The sequence below is a fragment of the Vibrio sp. 2130-1 genome (assembly GCF_033339515.1).
Window position 1 is genome coordinate 479,086 of record NZ_JAWOUT010000001.1, and the last position, 15,758, is coordinate 494,843.

At 43.6% G+C, this 15,758-nt stretch carries 13 protein-coding genes; 7 read left to right on the forward strand and 6 right to left on the reverse strand.

The features are described 5' to 3' along the window. The first annotated feature begins 50 nt into the window (after positions 1 to 50). Positions 51 to 422 carry a 6-carboxytetrahydropterin synthase QueD gene (gene queD, locus R7Q09_RS02260; RefSeq protein ID WP_167394193.1) on the forward strand — a complete coding sequence of 124 codons (372 nt, stop codon included), beginning with the start codon at positions 51 to 53 and terminating at the stop codon, positions 420 to 422. Between the two features lie 89 nt (positions 423 to 511). Here queD and R7Q09_RS02265 read toward each other — a convergent pair whose 3' ends face one another. From R7Q09_RS02265 to R7Q09_RS02285, 5 genes are all read right to left on the reverse strand, one after another. Continuing rightward, entirely contained in the window at positions 512 to 979 is a 468-nt protein-coding gene (locus tag R7Q09_RS02265) for a GNAT family N-acetyltransferase (protein ID WP_064368577.1), read from the reverse strand. Between the two features lie 94 nt (positions 980 to 1,073). Then, entirely contained in the window at positions 1,074 to 2,789 is a 1,716-nt protein-coding gene (locus R7Q09_RS02270) for an EAL domain-containing protein (RefSeq protein WP_017820447.1), read from the reverse strand. A 211-nt stretch (positions 2,790 to 3,000) separates the two neighbouring features. Next, positions 3,001 to 4,362, reverse strand: coding sequence for an L-serine ammonia-lyase (locus R7Q09_RS02275; RefSeq protein WP_005376899.1), 1,362 nt, complete (start codon positions 4,360 to 4,362; stop codon positions 3,001 to 3,003). A 97-nt stretch (positions 4,363 to 4,459) separates the two neighbouring features. Continuing rightward, positions 4,460 to 5,713 (reverse strand): aromatic amino acid transport family protein, encoded by a 1,254-nt coding sequence (locus tag R7Q09_RS02280; protein WP_005388284.1) that lies wholly within the window; start codon positions 5,711 to 5,713, stop codon positions 4,460 to 4,462. Between the two features lie 345 nt (positions 5,714 to 6,058). Further along, on the reverse strand, positions 6,059 to 6,658 hold the full coding sequence (locus tag R7Q09_RS02285) for a CoA pyrophosphatase (protein ID WP_005376901.1): 600 nt from the start codon (positions 6,656 to 6,658) through the stop codon (positions 6,059 to 6,061). Between the two features lie 231 nt (positions 6,659 to 6,889). Here R7Q09_RS02285 and R7Q09_RS02290 point away from each other — a divergent pair, with 231 nt between their 5' ends. Together R7Q09_RS02290 and R7Q09_RS02295 are read left to right on the forward strand one after the other, a co-directional pair. Next, positions 6,890 to 7,429, forward strand: a complete 540-nt coding sequence (locus R7Q09_RS02290; RefSeq protein ID WP_005388282.1) for a heme NO-binding domain-containing protein — start codon at positions 6,890 to 6,892, stop codon at positions 7,427 to 7,429. A gap of 7 nt (positions 7,430 to 7,436) precedes the next feature. After that, positions 7,437 to 9,137, forward strand: a complete 1,701-nt coding sequence (locus tag R7Q09_RS02295) for an ATP-binding protein (RefSeq protein ID WP_318071020.1) — start codon at positions 7,437 to 7,439, stop codon at positions 9,135 to 9,137. Between the two features lie 364 nt (positions 9,138 to 9,501). Here the strand turns inward: R7Q09_RS02295 and pabB are convergent, their stop codons facing one another. Then, positions 9,502 to 10,866 (reverse strand): aminodeoxychorismate synthase component 1, encoded by a 1,365-nt coding sequence (gene pabB / locus R7Q09_RS02300; RefSeq protein WP_318071019.1) that lies wholly within the window; start codon positions 10,864 to 10,866, stop codon positions 9,502 to 9,504. Between the two features lie 270 nt (positions 10,867 to 11,136). Here pabB and R7Q09_RS02305 point away from each other — a divergent pair, with 270 nt between their 5' ends. The 4 genes from R7Q09_RS02305 (at position 11,137) to R7Q09_RS02320 (ending at position 15,683) form a co-directional block, all read left to right on the forward strand. Further along, the gene (locus R7Q09_RS02305; RefSeq protein WP_005376905.1) at positions 11,137 to 12,654 is read left to right on the forward strand and encodes a fumarate hydratase; all 1,518 of its coding nucleotides are present in this window, start codon (positions 11,137 to 11,139) and stop codon (positions 12,652 to 12,654) included. Between the two features lie 174 nt (positions 12,655 to 12,828). After that, positions 12,829 to 13,014 carry a hypothetical protein gene (locus R7Q09_RS02310; RefSeq protein WP_005376906.1) on the forward strand — a complete coding sequence of 62 codons (186 nt, stop codon included), beginning with the start codon at positions 12,829 to 12,831 and terminating at the stop codon, positions 13,012 to 13,014. Between the two features lie 255 nt (positions 13,015 to 13,269). After that, complete coding sequence (locus R7Q09_RS02315) at positions 13,270 to 14,646, forward strand: YcjX family protein (protein ID WP_318071018.1); 1,377 nt, start codon at positions 13,270 to 13,272, stop codon at positions 14,644 to 14,646. Further along, positions 14,643 to 15,683 carry a TIGR01620 family protein gene (locus R7Q09_RS02320; protein WP_318071017.1) on the forward strand — a complete coding sequence of 347 codons (1,041 nt, stop codon included), beginning with the start codon at positions 14,643 to 14,645 and terminating at the stop codon, positions 15,681 to 15,683. The genes R7Q09_RS02315 and R7Q09_RS02320 overlap by 4 nt, the downstream gene beginning before the upstream one ends. The last annotated feature ends 75 nt before the right edge of the window (positions 15,684 to 15,758 follow it).

The following is a 15,758-nucleotide window of genomic DNA, read 5'->3' on the forward strand; positions in this document are numbered from 1 at the left end:
CACACTATTTTATTGCTGTAAAAGTCTATATAAAACAGAGGTTTATAAAGTTGTCATCCCATTTGTCAGAAATATACAAAGAGTTTATGTTCGAAGCAGCACACCATTTGCCACACGTACCAGAAGGTCACAAGTGTGGTCGTTTGCACGGACACTCTTTCCTTGTTCGTCTTTATGTAGAAGGTGAAGTTGATCCACATACAGGTTGGGTAGTGGATTTTGCAGAGATCAAAGCTGCATTTAAACCAATTTACAATCGCTTAGACCATTACTACCTAAACGACATTGAAGGGTTAGAGAACCCGACTAGCGAAGTGTTAGCAAAATGGATTTGGCAGCAGCTTAAGCCAAGCTTACCACTGCTAAGTAAAGTCGAAATCAAAGAAACGTGCACAGCGGGTTGTATTTACAAAGGCGAATAAGTCACTTTCTATTGAGCATTAAACAAAGGCAAGCGAGAAGCTTGCCTTTGTTGTATCTGAATGGCCCAATTTTGATTATGCTTCACCAGCTAGCTTAATGGGTGTCGTAGAATCCATTCTTTTTCATTATCACCCAATGTTGTTTCCTCTGTATTAATGAATCCGCACGCATCAAAAAAACTGATAGCGTATTGCTGACTTTGTGGAACAGTGGCGCAAAGAGAGGTGCTTTTAGGGTTAATGGTATACGCATAAAGGAAGAGTTTACGCAATGCCTCACTCCCAACCCCTTGACGTTGGAAATGTTGATCAATCATCAAGTATTTAAGCTCCAGTTCGTATCGTTTAGCAAACGGCGCATGTTGGGAGAAACCTTTATCGATAACAAGATAGCCTACTAATAGGTCATCAGAATAAATCGTAAAGAACGCCTCTGACTTACTACGTTTTTGATAAGCCATTTCAAACGGTGTAAAAAATCCTTTTTGCTCTTCTTGCACATCCAATTGCATCAAACTTGAAAAATCTTTCAGTTTGGTGGGTTTAATCGCAATCATCGCTCAATCACAAATTGGCGGCATACCGTTATGCCACCACGAGTTTTTATAGAGTATTAAATCTATTTTAAGTAACTAACCGAGTGAAGAAAAGCTAGCAATGAAGAGGGTAATAATAACCTTGGTGAATATAGGCGCCCAATGTTGTGAGTAAGTGAGCACTGTCTGCCGTTTCTACGCCTTCAACAATGACCGTGCAGCGATACGTATTGCCCATAGCAATTAACTGACGCAAGGTTTCTATCTTTTTATCATCAGATTTTAGGCCAATAACAAATTCTCGGTCGATTTTGAGGTAGTCCGGATTCAGCTTGCTGATAAGCGCCACGTTATTATTGCCGGTGCCAAAGTCATCAATACTGATTTTACAATCCAGAGCTTTTAGTTTTGCGACATTGCCATAAATCTCAGAGGTATAGTACATCGATGCATTTTCTGTGATTTCGATTGTCAGCAAACGGCAATCCCGATTAGATAGCTCTCTATATAGGATTGAAAAGTTACGCCCTCGCAGCAAAGAAGGACAAACGTTAATGCTGATAGGGATGGGCAACGCTTTTTGTTTGGTGTAGATCGAATCAATCACCAGTAAGGTATGAGTTAGCAGCAATCCATTGCGGATCAGTGTTTCAATAAACCGTTGCGTATTTTTTACCTTAAACCGGGAGAGGGCTTCGTAGTGCACAATCTTTTGTGCCGAAGTGTTATAAATCGGTTCCAGTTTTATTTTGAATTGTCGAATTGCGCACAAGTAAGCCATAAAGGCTTGTAGGGAGCGGTGACGCAGTATAATGAGAAAAAGTAAGCTCAGTAGAATGATACTTTGAAACGGTCCAGAGATGTAATACACCTCTTTATAGCCACTATTCTTTACGTGATAATTGAAAAAGCGTTCATTGGTGTTACCAATCTCTAACGACGTTCCGGTATTCGTTGATAGCTTCATACCGGAAAGAAAAAAACGTGAAATATGATTTTCAACATTGTCGGATAAGTTAATGTTTTTAACACGAACCAAAACAGTTGCGTTATTTAAGTCAAATGATTGGGTCGTGTAATTGTTATTGTTACTCCACTCTTCAAAGGCTTTTTTGCTGACAGGGACAACGGTTTCTGGAGTGACTAAGCATCGAATATTGAAACGATCTAGCATCATGCTCGATTCCACCAACTTCACATTGTCAAATAGTGACTTCAGTTCGCTTTCATTAGCAAAGCAACTCCTGCGGGAAAGGTTCTCTGCAATTTCGAAGGCGTTATCCAGATAATTATGTTTAACGATGCTGTTTATCGCGTAGTAACAGATAGCAAAGAAAATGATCGCAGTGATCAACACAACCCACATTGCTTCTGAATAGATCTTTTTATTACGCAGGCAAATACGAAGCGCTTTGCGAAGACTATTGGTTGTGTATTGATTGATCTTCTGTTGATGTTCGATGCCATTCTGATGGTTGTTTTGCATAGTAAAAGGGATGAAGTATCCGGTCCGGTGAATGTTTTCGATAATGTTTTTGTTAGTGGTTAAATGTTCTTCCGTGAGCTTGCGAAATTTCTTTCTTAGAGCGGCCACCGCGTTTTTAAAGCCATTTTCAGGCAGTGTCATTTTGTATTGTTGAGTGATTTTGCTTTCTATTAACCGCTGACTAATCGGCGTATTTAAACTGCCGTATGTGGCGATAGTTGACAGAATGGCGTACTCATTTGGGTTGACAGGAATGGAGTGGTGGAGTGACTGATTGAGCTCTAGAGATATTTCGTTTTCGGACAAGCAAACGCAGATTTGGTTTCCAATTTCAAACCTAATCATGTGTTGATGTGCTCCAAGTTTAATTTTTGGCTACGTTATCAATAAAGCTAGGGAAGAGATGTGATTTTTTACTGAGATATCCATAATATTTGGATATATTCAACGTTTTAGGTTTTTTTTACTTGTCCTGATAACGCATTTTCCTGGGTTTTTTAGGTATAAAAAAACCCGAGCATAAACTCGGGTTTTGATTGGTATTCAGAAAGGCGTGTTAGCAAATCACTTTGATTGCTAGACCACCTTGAGATGTTTCGCGGTATTTCGCGTTCATGTCTTTACCTGTTTCTAGCATGGTTTCGATAACCTTATCTAGAGAAACAGTTGGAGCTGAAGAGCGACGTAGTGCCATGCGAGTAGAGTTGATTGCTTTTACTGCCGCAATACCGTTACGCTCAATACATGGAACCTGAACCTGACCTGCAACTGGGTCACACGTTAGACCTAAGTTGTGCTCCATCGCGATTTCTGCTGCCATACATACTTGCTCAGGGCTACCACCCATAAGCTCAGCAAGGCCTGCTGCTGCCATAGAACATGCCACGCCAACTTCACCCTGACAGCCAACCTCTGCACCAGAGATAGACGCGTTACGCTTGTAAAGACCTCCGATTGCGCCAGAAGCTGCAAAGTAACGGATGTAATCTTTTTCAGTCACAGTTTGGATGAACTTATCGTAGTAAGCCAGTACCGCAGGGATGATGCCACACGCACCGTTAGTTGGTGCTGTAACAACGCGGCCACCTGCTGCGTTCTCTTCGTTTACTGCGAAAGCAAACATGTTTACCCAATCAACAACAGACATTGGGTCGTTTGTCGTCTTTTCTGAAGTAAGTAGCTGCTGGCGAAGTGCTGCTGCACGACGAGGCACGCGTAGTGGACCAGGCAAAATACCTTCTTCATTCATACCGCGATCCATACACTCGCGCATTGTGCGCCAGATGTTCGCGAAATAAGTACGAGTTTCTTCATCTGAATGAAGCGCATGCTCATTCTTCATGGTTAGTGCGCTGATGGACAATCCACTTTCGTGGCATTGGTTAACCAGTTCCTCTGCCGTTGTAAACGGGTAAGGTACTTTTACTGGGTTCTCAGCTTCTTTACCGAAATTTTCTTCATCAACGATGAAACCACCGCCGATAGAGTAGTAAGTTTTTGAGTACGCTTTTTCGTCATCAATCCAAGCGTGGATCTGCATGCCGTTTTCGTGTAGCTCTAGGTTTGTTTTGTGGAAGTTCATTCCACCTTCACGTGGGAACGATACTGTGTGACAGTGCATGCCAACAGGAAGGCGTTCAGTTTCTTCTACACGAGCGATAAAGCCCGGGATAGAATCGATATCAACTTTCTCAGGAGTGTTGCCTGCAAGACCCATGATGATAGCAATATCTGTGTGGTGACCTTTCCCTGTCAGTGATAGTGATCCATAAACGTCAACGGTGATTTTAGTGATGTCGCGCAGTTTTCCCATTGCACGAAGATCATCAATAAACTCTTTACCCGCTTTCATTGGGCCTACAGTGTGTGAGCTTGAAGGTCCAACACCGATTTTATAGATATCAAAAACACTAATCATATCGATTACCTCAGAAGAAAGCCTCCCAAGGGGAGTTGGGAGGCTTAATTTTATCGTTATATTTTTGGATTAATCATACTGCACTGGGCAGAGATGATTAAAGAGCGCCGTAGATTACAGAACTAATTGCAGCAAGACCACAGATTGCTGTGAAAATTTGCACAGGTGCTGAAGTTTTGTACTTAGCCATCGCAGGAACTTTTTGCATTGCGAAGATTGGCATCAAGAATAGGATTGCCGCAATCATCGGTGCACCCATTGTTTCAATCATACCTAGGATGCTTGGGTTAACGATAGCAACGATCCAAGTTGTGATTACAATGAAGATTAGAGACATCTTCTCGATCTTGCTTACTGGTGATTTTGAACGAGATTTCACTAGACCAACTAGACCTTCGTGCGCGCCTAAGAAGTGGCCAAAGTAGCTAGAGGTGATCGCTGCGAAAGCAACCAATGGACCCATGTAAGAGATCAGTGGAGATTCATGCACGTTTGCTAGGTAAGAAAGAACAGAGATGTTTTGCTCTTGCGCTGTTGCTAGTTGCTCTGGAGACAGAGAAAGTACAACAGAGAAAACGAAGAACATAACAAAGCCCATCAGCATCATTGCTGCGCCACCGGTGATAGCGTCAGTTTTCTTAACTGCGTCATCACCGTATACACGACGTTGCTCTTTAGAGAACTGAGAAATGATTGGGCTGTGGTTGAAAGAGAACACAATAACAGGGATTGCTAGCCAAACGATAGCTGGCATTGCACCCCAGTCAGGTGACACTTCCATCATTGAAGTGTTCCAACCAGGAATTAGGTATACAGACAATGCTAGTAGGATGAACACGAGAGGGTAAACCATTGCTGAAGTTGCTTTCAGCATAAGCTCTTTACCGAATACTACGCCTGCTGTCATTGCAGCAATAAGTGCACCAGAAAGTAGCCAGCGAGGAATAGATTCCATGCCCATTTGGTTAACTAGGAAAGAGTCAACTGTGTTTGTGATACCAACACCGTAGATAAGTACGATTGGGTAGATAGCGAAGAAGTAAGCGAACGTAATAAGGTTTGCGCCAGTCTTACCAAAGTGCTCTTCTACTGTGTCGGTGATGTCCGCTTCAGGGTTTTTCGCAGAAAGAACGAAACGAGCTAAAGATTTGTGTGCGAACCAAGTCATTGGTGCTGCAATTAGGGCTAGGATTACTAATGGCCAGAAGCCACCTGCACCTGCTTTAATAGGAAGGAACAGTACACCTGCACCTACTGCCGTACCAAAAAGGGACAGACACCAGGTAAAGTCTTTGTAAGAAAACTTACTAGACGATTGTGCGGTAGAAACCGCAGAAGTAGTTGTATTCATTTTTTAGTTACTCATTTTGGGAACAGGAAATAAGTCGGGAGTAATTTTGCAAGATTTTACACTAGGAAAATTAGATCTAAATCATTTATTGCTTACGCTTATTGAATGATATGTCAAAAACCTGCTTTTTATCACGAAAATGATGTGCTACTCGTGATTTCTGCTAATGAGTAAAATTAGAAAAACTTATCAATAGGGCTGTTTGTATAAATTTATTTCACCGCAAGCGTTTGCGGTGAAAATGGAAAATTAATCTAATGTGAATGAATGTTTATGAAGCAACGTTTTATTAATATTGATGCGCATAATGATCGCGCCTATAAAAGCACCGATATCAACAACTGTTTAATGTGAAATAATATGTTTTTGCATTGATTCGATAATTTGTGCCGTCATGCCCCAGATGAAATGCTGTCTATATGGGATAGCAAATACACGATGACTGCTTCTTTTTAGGTCAAATTTGGTGCTATACAATTTTTTGGGGTTCAGAATATGGTTGGCAGGAACCTCAAAAACTGACTCTACTTCATTTGGGTCAATATGCGTTTTATATTCCGGAGAAACAAAAGCCAAAAAAGGTGTCACATTAAATTGACTAATCGTTGGTAGTGTAGGCAGTTGACCAAACACATGAATATGCTCATCTTCTATCCCAACTTCTTCTTTGGTTTCCCTTAAAGCTGTATTCACGAGCTGAATATCTTCCTGCTCATATTTGCCACCGGGAAAGCTGATTTGTCCCGGATGATGGCGTAAGTGGGCTGCACGCTTAGTCAGAATGACTTGTAACCCGTCATCGCGTTCCACAAAACCGATTAAGACTGCCGCATCTCTCAGGGACTTTTCTTTCATCCATTTCAGTCGAGCAAGGGACTCTTTGTGGTAGCCCGTTGGAAGCCGAAATTGAAAGTTCTGTAGTAAATGAGTTTTGTCGATAACCAAACTGAGTCCTTATTTATCGTGCCTAACCATTATTTATTATACTCAAAGACGGCAAAGCGTATGGCGTTATCGTTACTGGTTACCAAATAAAACATTCGCATTAAAGCACTCGCCAGCACTTTCCCTCTTTGTGTTGTGTGTCTCACTCTGCTTGAACATATTAATTTGAAACTTATAAGGTTATACACCATTCTTTATTTTAGGACGTCACTATAGGACAAGTATTGGCCAATGAAAGGGATTATTTTCACCGAGTTCATGGAGTTAGTAGAAGAGAAATTCGGTCTTGATGTGTTAGACCAAGTTCTCGATCTTTCTAACGATGAAGGTGTTTACACCGCTGTTGGTAGTTACGATCACAAAGACTTGGTTAAGTTGATCGTGAATCTCAGTAAAGTATCTGGTGTTCCCCCCGAGCAACTGCAAGAAGTGTTTGGAGAGTGCGTCTTTTTGAATTTACTTCGCTCCATTCCTAGTCACGCCAGTTTGCAACAGTGTGAAACGACGTTTCAATTTGTTCGCCATGTTGAAGACTTTATTCATGTCGAAGTTAAGAAGCTCTATCCTGATGCTAACCCTCCGCAATTTGATTTCATTAGTGAAAACCAATCCCAATTGGTATTTGACTACCACAGCGCAAGATGTATGTCTCACGTATGCTTAGGATTGATAAAAGGCTGTGCTGCGCATTTTGGTGAGGTAGTTCATATCAAACATCAAAATCAGTCAGAAGATGGTAGCAAAGTACGTTTTTGGTTAGAGGCTCAATAAGAACGATATGACGGGAAGTTCCTCATTAGAAAGGAAACTCAAACGAGAAGTTGCATCAAGAAAAGCAGCTGAGCAGCTGTTGGAACAGAAAAGCTTAGAGTTATATGAATCCAACCAGCAACTCAGTGTTGCATTGAAAAAGCTGGAGCTGAAATCTAAAAAGGATCTTCGTAAGTTTGAGTTTGAAGAGCAAATTGATGCGACGTTGATTAAGTTCGGTCGTACTTTTTTATCGAGCACGTTCGATGAAGCAATGATAGCGAGCTTTATTGAGCAGCTCACTTCTAACTCGATCATTTCTGCGGCTTACTTGTTTCTTGACGCTACAAAGCTGAGCTCATTGCGTCGTCATCACTTTGGTCACTTACAGCTTCGTCATAACAACGAGATTTTCACCACTCCTAATTGGCAGGGAGAGAATTTGCATTTGCCCGTTATCATTGATGGGGAAACGGTTGGGGAGTTGATTTTCTCCGTGTTGCAAGATCAAATCGATCAGTCTTTTATTTCCAAACAGATGGAGCTCGTGTCTGACTTAGTTCATGGTGTTATTGGTCGACACTTAAGTTTAGAGCGAGAGGTCGAGCTGAGAAAGCGGGCTGAGGAATCAGAAAAAGCGACGAAGGAGTTTGTCGCCATGATTAACCATGAGCTGCGAACTCCTCTCAATGGCGTATTGGGTAGTGCGGAGTTATTGAGTCGAACCCAATTAGAAGAAGAGCAGCGTCAATACTTGAGTAATCTTATTCAATCAGGGGACTTATTGAGAGTTATCATTAATGATCTTCTTGATTTCAGTAAGATGAATGCCGGTATGATGGAAATCATACATAAAGTTTTTGCCTGGGAGGAGCTTGAAAAAGCCATCATGGGTGTATTTGCAGCTAAGGCTGCGGAAAAACGCATCCATTTCTCTATCGACAAAAAGCTGGGGATTCCAGAATTTTTAGTCGGTGACTTAGAGCGCATTACACAAATTTTGGTTAACTTGGTGGGAAACGCGATTAAGTTTACTCACTTGGGTGGTGTCGTGTTACGGGTGGAATGGCTTAACGGCACGGCTTATTTTGAGGTTGAAGACACTGGTATTGGCATCCCAATAAAAGCACAGCCGTCACTATTTGATCCATTTGTCCAAGTTGATCGCTCGGCGAAACGCAGCTTTGAAGGCTCAGGTTTAGGTCTCGCGATTTGTAAAAACCTCGTGGATTTGATGCAAGGTCAAATTAGCTTTGAGAGTGAAGAGCGCAAAGGGACAACTTTTAAAGTTGCTATTCCTCTTGAGGAAGGGCAAGCACAAGGCACAGCAGAGGGGGAATTGGTCACCATAGAGCGAAGCGATTTAGCAGGACGCTCAATATTAGTGGTTGATGACATCAGAATGAATCAAGTCATTGTTACTCAAATGCTGAAAAAACTCGACATTACACCTGATTTAAAAGCCAACGGAAAAGAAGCATTAGAAGCGGTGAAAAGTAAAGACTACGAACTGATATTCATGGACTGCCGAATGCCTGAAATGGATGGTTATGAGGCGACGATGTATCTGAGAGAGCGTGGCTTTACTCATCCTATTATTGCATTAACCGCTGGCACTACCATCGAAGAGCGTCAAAAGTGCATTGATTCAGGCATGGACGACATCCTCACTAAGCCGTACACCGCAACCGATATCGAACAGATTATGTGTAAGTGGCTTGAGCAGTAAACGCTGCCTCTTAAAAAGTATGTTTGTTGGCCAACGGCTAAAAGCTAAAGTACATGCAAATAAAACACACAAAAAAACGCACCACACCGGATAATGCCGATCATTTAACGATGTTTTTTGGGTCATTCTAGCGAGCCTTGGCGAGACTAAGAATCTAGTAGCAGCACGATGAGCGGGTAATGAAACAAATTTGACCACAAAGTGCTTGAATAGAAGAACCTGTATCACGCTCCTTCGTCGTTGTGCAGGGTGATGAGATACAGAAATATGCCACTCGCTGTTAAACGAGCGGCATTATCCGTTCTAGAGGCGTTTTAGATTGTTTTCGTCACTAGCATTAAGCGACGTTGTCCGCGGTTGAAATCTACGATTGCAGCGCTGGCAAAATCTTTGAAAGCTTATCCAACGTTTCTTGATACTCAGAGGCGCAATCGCTATCTGCCACGACGCCGCCGCCAGCCCAAGCGTAAAGTTTGTTTTTTTCCGCTACAAGAGTTCGGATAGTAATGCTGGTGTCCATACGACCATGGCGTGAAATGTAGCCAATACTGCCGCAATACGCGCTGCGTCGATGCGGCTCAAGTTCTTCAATGATCTGCATTGCGCGAACTTTAGGTGCTCCCGTAATTGAACCGCCTGGAAAACACGCTCGCAGCAAATCCGCAGGAGCGTATTGTTCATCCAAATTTGCACGAATGGTGCTCACCAAATGATGCACAGCAGGGAAGCTTTCAATATCGAACAGCTTTGGAACGTGAACGCTACCCGGTGATGCAACTCGACCAATATCATTACGCAGCAAATCGACAATCATCAGGTTTTCTGCCTGATCTTTTTCCGCTGTCTGCAAGTCATGGGCATTAGCGTTATCTTGCTTTGGATCTTCGCTGCGTGGGCGAGTACCTTTGATTGGTTTTGTTTCAATGACGCGATCTTTGAGCTCTAAAAAGCGCTCTGGAGAGATACTCAAAATCGAAGACTCAGGCATACGGATAAACGCTGAGAATGGCGCTTGGTTGGCGGACTCCAATTTCAGATACGCTTGCCACTCGCTGCCTTGATACGGTGCGTTAAAGCGCTGCGCCAAATTGATCTGATAACAGTCACCGCTCAACAAGTATTCTTGCACCTTGTCAAAGCGAGTGGCGTAGCTCTCTTTCGTCATGTTTGACTGCCAATCACCAGACAAAGCGAAGTCAACGGTTTGTTCTGCTTTTTGCTCGTTTAACCATTGCCAAGCTTGCTCGATGTTCTGACCGACTAAGCATGCTTTTTTTAGCTGGTGGTCAACAACAACGGCCCATTCATACAGACCTACCGCCATATCCGGCGTGTTGAGATCTTTTTCTGCCACTTCTGGCATCGTTTCTACGCGGCGACCTAAATCGTAACTGAAGTAACCGAGCGCACCGCCGACAAAAGGCAAATCCAATTCTTTATTTAACTCTACGTGAGGAAGCCACTGTTCTTGCAACTGATGAAGCAGCGTGAATGGGTCATCTTGAGTTGAATAGGCATTCGATGGCGTTTCAACTTGTGTGTTGTCGGCAGTGGTTTCTAACGTTGCAATCGGGTTGGCGACCAACACATCGAAGCGGCTATCGATATGCGTTTTTGATGCAGAACGCAGCAACATCGCCCAAGGTAGGTGTTGAATGCGAGAAAAAAGGTGAAGAGCAAACTCTGGTGCGTATTCCAGCGCTTTAAAATCAATGAATTGATTGTCCATGTTGTTCATTTGTGTAATTTGTGACAAAGAGATCGTTCACTGCATGGCATGTCATGGGCAGCAAGAGTATCATATTCCTCTGTATAGCCAAACTCCCTCTATTCATAGGGTTTTGAGATGGTTTACAAGTAGGCAACTTCAGCATTTCGTGTGTCGATATCAGCCGTTCGACAATTGTTTATAAAAAACGAAGCTCAAAAGAGCAATAAGCTCAACAAACACGATTGAAGCCAAGCCAATAATGGAAGCATAACTATAACGAGGCATGTAATGACGGTAATACGCAAGCAGGATGTCATCAGCAGTGTCGCTGATGCGCTACAGTATATTTCTTACTACCACCCGCTAGACTTTGTTCAAGCTCTTGAAAAAGCCTATCACCGCGAAGAGAGCCAAGCCGCTAAAGACGCGATTGCTCAGATCTTAATTAACTCCCGAATGTCCGCAGAAGGTCACCGTCCAATTTGTCAGGATACTGGTATTGTGACGTGTTTCGTCAACATCGGTATGGGCGTGCAATGGGATTCGACCGACATGACGGTTCAGCAGATGGTAGATGAAGGTGTTCGACAAGCGTACACGAACCCTGATAACCCGTTGCGTGCGTCAGTACTTATGGACCCTGCTGGTAAACGTATTAATACCAAAGACAACACGCCTGCCGTCGTACATATCAACATGGTTCCGGGCGATAAAGTTGAAATTCAGATCGCTGCGAAGGGCGGCGGTAGCGAAAACAAAACTAAGATGGTGATGCTAAACCCATCTGACGATATTGCTGAGTGGGTAGAAAAAACGCTACCAACAATGGGGGCGGGCTGGTGTCCTCCTGGCATGCTTGGCATTGGTATCGGCGGTACGGCTGAAAAAGCAGCGGTATTGGCAAAAGAATCTCTAATGGAACACATCGATATTCAAGAGCTTATTGACCGTGGCCCACAAAACGCAGAAGAAGAGCTTCGTTTGGATATCTTCAATCGCGTGAACAAACTTGGTATCGGTGCGCAAGGTCTTGGCGGTTTGACGACTGTTGTCGACGTTAAAATCAAAACTGCGCCAACGCACGCGGCTTCTAAGCCTGTTTGTTTGATCCCGAACTGTGCGGCGACTCGTCACGTGCACTTCACGCTTGATGGTAGCGGCCCAGCAGAGCTAACACCACCTAAACTAGAAGATTGGCCAGACATCACTTGGGAAGCGGGCGAAAATACGCGTCGCGTAAACTTAGATACAATTACTAAAGAAGAAGTACAAGAGTGGAAGACAGGCGAAACGGTTCTTCTATCAGGTAAAATTCTGACTGGTCGTGATGCTGCGCATAAACGTATTCAAGGCATGCTAGATAATGGCGAAGGTCTGCCTGAAGGCGTAGATCTAAACGGTAAGTTCATTTACTACGTAGGCCCTGTTGATGCAGTTGGTGATGAAGTCGTTGGTCCTGCTGGCCCAACAACATCTACGCGTATGGATAAATTCACCGACATGATGCTAGAAAAGACCGGCATCATGGGCATGATCGGTAAAGCTGAGCGTGGCCCTGCAACGGTTGAATCTATCAAGAACCACAAAGCGGTTTACCTAATGGCTGTCGGTGGCGCTGCGTACTTGGTGGCGAAAGCGATCAAGAAAGCTCGCGTTGTCGCATTTGAAGATTTAGGTATGGAAGCGATTTACGAATTTGAAGTTGAAGATATGCCAGTAACAGTGGCTGTCGACTCAAATGGTGTTAACGCGCACCAAATTGGTCCAGACACTTGGAAAGTGAAAATTCAAGAGATGGAAGCATAAGGCAAAGGGCAATCTTGCTGCGTCTCAGTAGAGAGAATGTGACAAGGTGCTGATTTACCTAGCAAACAATTGACAAAAGTGCAGCGAAACCTGCACTTTTTGTCTATATAATTAAGGATATAAACCTTTAGGCATAGCAATCAAACGTTATGCGAACAATAATTAGGAGACGGCATGCCTCGTTTTATTCAGATTCTACAAATTATTCTTGCTGTAGTGATAGGTGGCTTTGTTGGCTATGACTTGATTCTTCACGGTATCAGCATCTTTGATGAAAAGTACGTGACCATCACATGTGTGTTGTGGTTGATTTTGGAAATCGCTCTATTTGTTATCTATAAGTTAATCGAAGACGACTAGGCTTAAAGAAAGCGGGTTCCTGTTTAACATAGTAATCAGCGCATATAGAGTTACTAATGCTGTAGATTAAGTAAGCCTCTGAACCACTCAGGGGCTTTTCTTTTTTAACACAGCATTAAGCCGGATGTTTTGTTCATCTTTTATTAAGGTATATAAAGTTAAACTCATAGAATTCGGGATAGAACAGTATTCATAGATTAATACCCGAAGTTGCTGATAACGTTGTTTTAGAGCGGAGCAAGATAAAGAAGCGTAATGAAGAGAATAAAGAAAGAAGTTAATGACTTTATCAACAGAGGTATGGACTCTAATGTTCGAATTGCTGTCACCGGACTTTCTCGTGCCGGTAAGACGGCATTCATCACGTCATTAGTGAATCAGCTTCTTCATACTGCAACCCATGACAATTTGCCTCTTTTGGCTGCGGCTAGAGATAAGCGCCTTATTGGAGCGAAACGTGAGCCTCAATCGAATATGATGGTGCCACGCTTTGCTTACGATGAGGCGATGAGCCAAATTCATGCTACTCCACCTCAGTGGCCAGTACCGACACGTGATGTGAGTGAGATTCGCTTAGCGCTCAAGTACAAACCAAATAAAACCACGAAAAAGCTGTTGAGTAAAACCGCAATTTTAAATGTTGATATTATCGACTATCCAGGAGAGTGGTTGCTCGACCTGCCTTTATTGGACATGGACTTTGCAACGTGGTCGCAAACTCAGTTTGATGCACTTAAAGGCCAGCGTGGCGATTTAGCCAAAGCTTGGCTTTCTGAACTAGAGAAAGTGGACCTCTATGCAGAAGTGAATGAGAAACTACTTGAGAAAGTTGCACACACATACACCGAGTACCTTCATGCCTGTAAAGACGCTGGCCTTCATTGGGTTCAGCCTGGCCGCTTTGTATTACCTGGTGAGCTAGCAGGCGCGCCGGTGCTACAGTTTTTTCCGTGTCGTGCTGATTCGGAAAGCAAAGCGCCCAAGGGCAGTAACTTAGCGATGCTCGAAGCCCGTTTTCAGGAATACCAACAGAAAGTCGTGAAAGCGTTTTATAAGCATCATTTTGCGACCTTCGATCGCCAGATTGTACTGGTGGATTGTTTGCAGCCTCTCAATGCTGGTGATGAAGCGTTTTACGACATGCGCCAAGCGCTAGAACAGATCATGCATAGCTTCCGTTATGGTCGTAGTAGCTTTTTGCGCCGTTTATTCTCACCAAAAATCGACAAAGTGCTGTTTGCTGCCACAAAAGCGGATCATATCACGCCCGATCAGCACCCAAATTTGGTGTCTTTGCTACAACAAATGGTGCATCCAGCGTGGCAAACCGCAGCCTACGAGAATATCGAGATGAGTTGCATGAGTATCGCTTCTATCCAATCAACCACGACAGGATTTATTTCTTCTGGAGATAAGACGATTCCGGCGTTACAGGGTACGACGTTGGATGGTGAGCCGATGACGATGTTTCCGGGAGAAGTGCCGAAAAAGCTACCAAATGCGGCTTATTGGCAAAACAACGGGTTTGATTTTACGTCATTCCGTCCAATGCCCTCACCGAATGATGAGCCAGTGAAGCACATACGCTTAGACAAAGCACTGGATTACCTGATTGGAGATAAATTGAAATGAGTGAGTTGAAGCAAAAACAAGTTTTCTCTGAAAAGGCGATGGAAAAAGAGCTGCAATCGAATCAACCGGAGTTGACGGCGCAGCAAACATTCGGCGAAAAAGAAACATTTGTACCTGTTGAAGTTAAAGAAGCGCACCAGGAGACCGAACAGGAATTGCAACTCGAGCATGTCATTCGTCCAAAACCGGGCAGAAAATGGCTTGCGACTGGCGCATTTGCAACTTTTGCTGGTTTGGTTGGCTGGCAAGCGGTGGACTCGGTTATAACCGCAATTCAGGCTTCTGATTGGCTAGCCTTAAGCTGGACGGGGTTTATTGCTGCGATCGCTTCGCTTGGTTTAGGAGCTATGGGTAAAGAGCTTTGGAAACTGCGAAAACTACGAAATCATTTTAGTGTTCAAGAAGAAGCAGAAGCACTTGTTAATAGTGAGAGCGTTGGGAAAGGGAAAGCCTTTTGTGAAACAGTGGCAGAACAAAGTGGTGTGATGGCAGAGAATCCGGGCTTTGATCGTTGGCAGAACAGTATTAACCCTGCTCATAGTGACGCTGAAATCCTTGATATGTATGACTCGATGGTGGTGGGCCAACAAGACAAGTTGGCAACGAAAATCGTATCACAGCACGCAACCGAGTGTGCGGCCCTAGTCGCCGTGAGCCCTCTGGCTGCCGCTGATATGTTGCTGGTGGCTTGGCGAAATTTCAAAATGATCGACAACCTCTCCAAGGTATATGGGGTAGAGCTAGGTTATGCCTCTCGCATCAAGTTACTAAGAGCGGTATTTGTCAATATGGCGGCGGCTGGTGCCAGTGAGCTTGCTATTGATGCCAGTATGGATTTGATGTCGATGGATCTTGCTGGCAAAGTCTCTGCTCGTGCAGGGCAGGGACTCGGTGTTGGTATTCTAACGGCACGTTTGGGCTTGAAAGCGATGACCTTATTGCGTCCACTACCCTGGTATCCTGACCGTCAGGTTAAGTTGGGCACCATACGCAAGGCAGTGGCGGCGAAAGTTGCATCAATTACGATGAAACCGTAACGAATATCAACTTTGATGGATAGGATTGCTTGACGCCATTCCAAGCATGATAGAAACTACTGTCAACTTTTCCTG

What these genes read in the sequence shown, in the direction of transcription:
- R7Q09_RS02280 (WP_005388284.1), bottom strand. Translation starts at nt 5,713, where the DNA reads ATGAATACAACTACTTCTGCGGTTTCTACCGCACAATCGTCTAGTAAG.
- pabB (WP_318071019.1), bottom strand. Translation starts at nt 10,866, where the DNA reads ATGGACAATCAATTCATTGATTTTAAAGCGCTGGAATACGCACCAGAG.
- R7Q09_RS02315 (WP_318071018.1), top strand. Translation starts at nt 13,270, where the DNA reads ATGAAGAGAATAAAGAAAGAAGTTAATGACTTTATCAACAGAGGTATG.
- R7Q09_RS02320 (WP_318071017.1), top strand. Translation starts at nt 14,643, where the DNA reads ATGAGTGAGTTGAAGCAAAAACAAGTTTTCTCTGAAAAGGCGATGGAA.
- R7Q09_RS02265 (WP_064368577.1), bottom strand. Translation starts at nt 979, where the DNA reads ATGATTGCGATTAAACCCACCAAACTGAAAGATTTTTCAAGTTTGATG.
- R7Q09_RS02295 (WP_318071020.1), top strand. Translation starts at nt 7,437, where the DNA reads ATGACGGGAAGTTCCTCATTAGAAAGGAAACTCAAACGAGAAGTTGCA.
- R7Q09_RS02305 (WP_005376905.1), top strand. Translation starts at nt 11,137, where the DNA reads ATGACGGTAATACGCAAGCAGGATGTCATCAGCAGTGTCGCTGATGCG.
- R7Q09_RS02275 (WP_005376899.1), bottom strand. Translation starts at nt 4,362, where the DNA reads ATGATTAGTGTTTTTGATATCTATAAAATCGGTGTTGGACCTTCAAGC.
- R7Q09_RS02270 (WP_017820447.1), bottom strand. Translation starts at nt 2,789, where the DNA reads ATGATTAGGTTTGAAATTGGAAACCAAATCTGCGTTTGCTTGTCCGAA.
- R7Q09_RS02290 (WP_005388282.1), top strand. Translation starts at nt 6,890, where the DNA reads ATGAAAGGGATTATTTTCACCGAGTTCATGGAGTTAGTAGAAGAGAAA.
- R7Q09_RS02310 (WP_005376906.1), top strand. Translation starts at nt 12,829, where the DNA reads ATGCCTCGTTTTATTCAGATTCTACAAATTATTCTTGCTGTAGTGATA.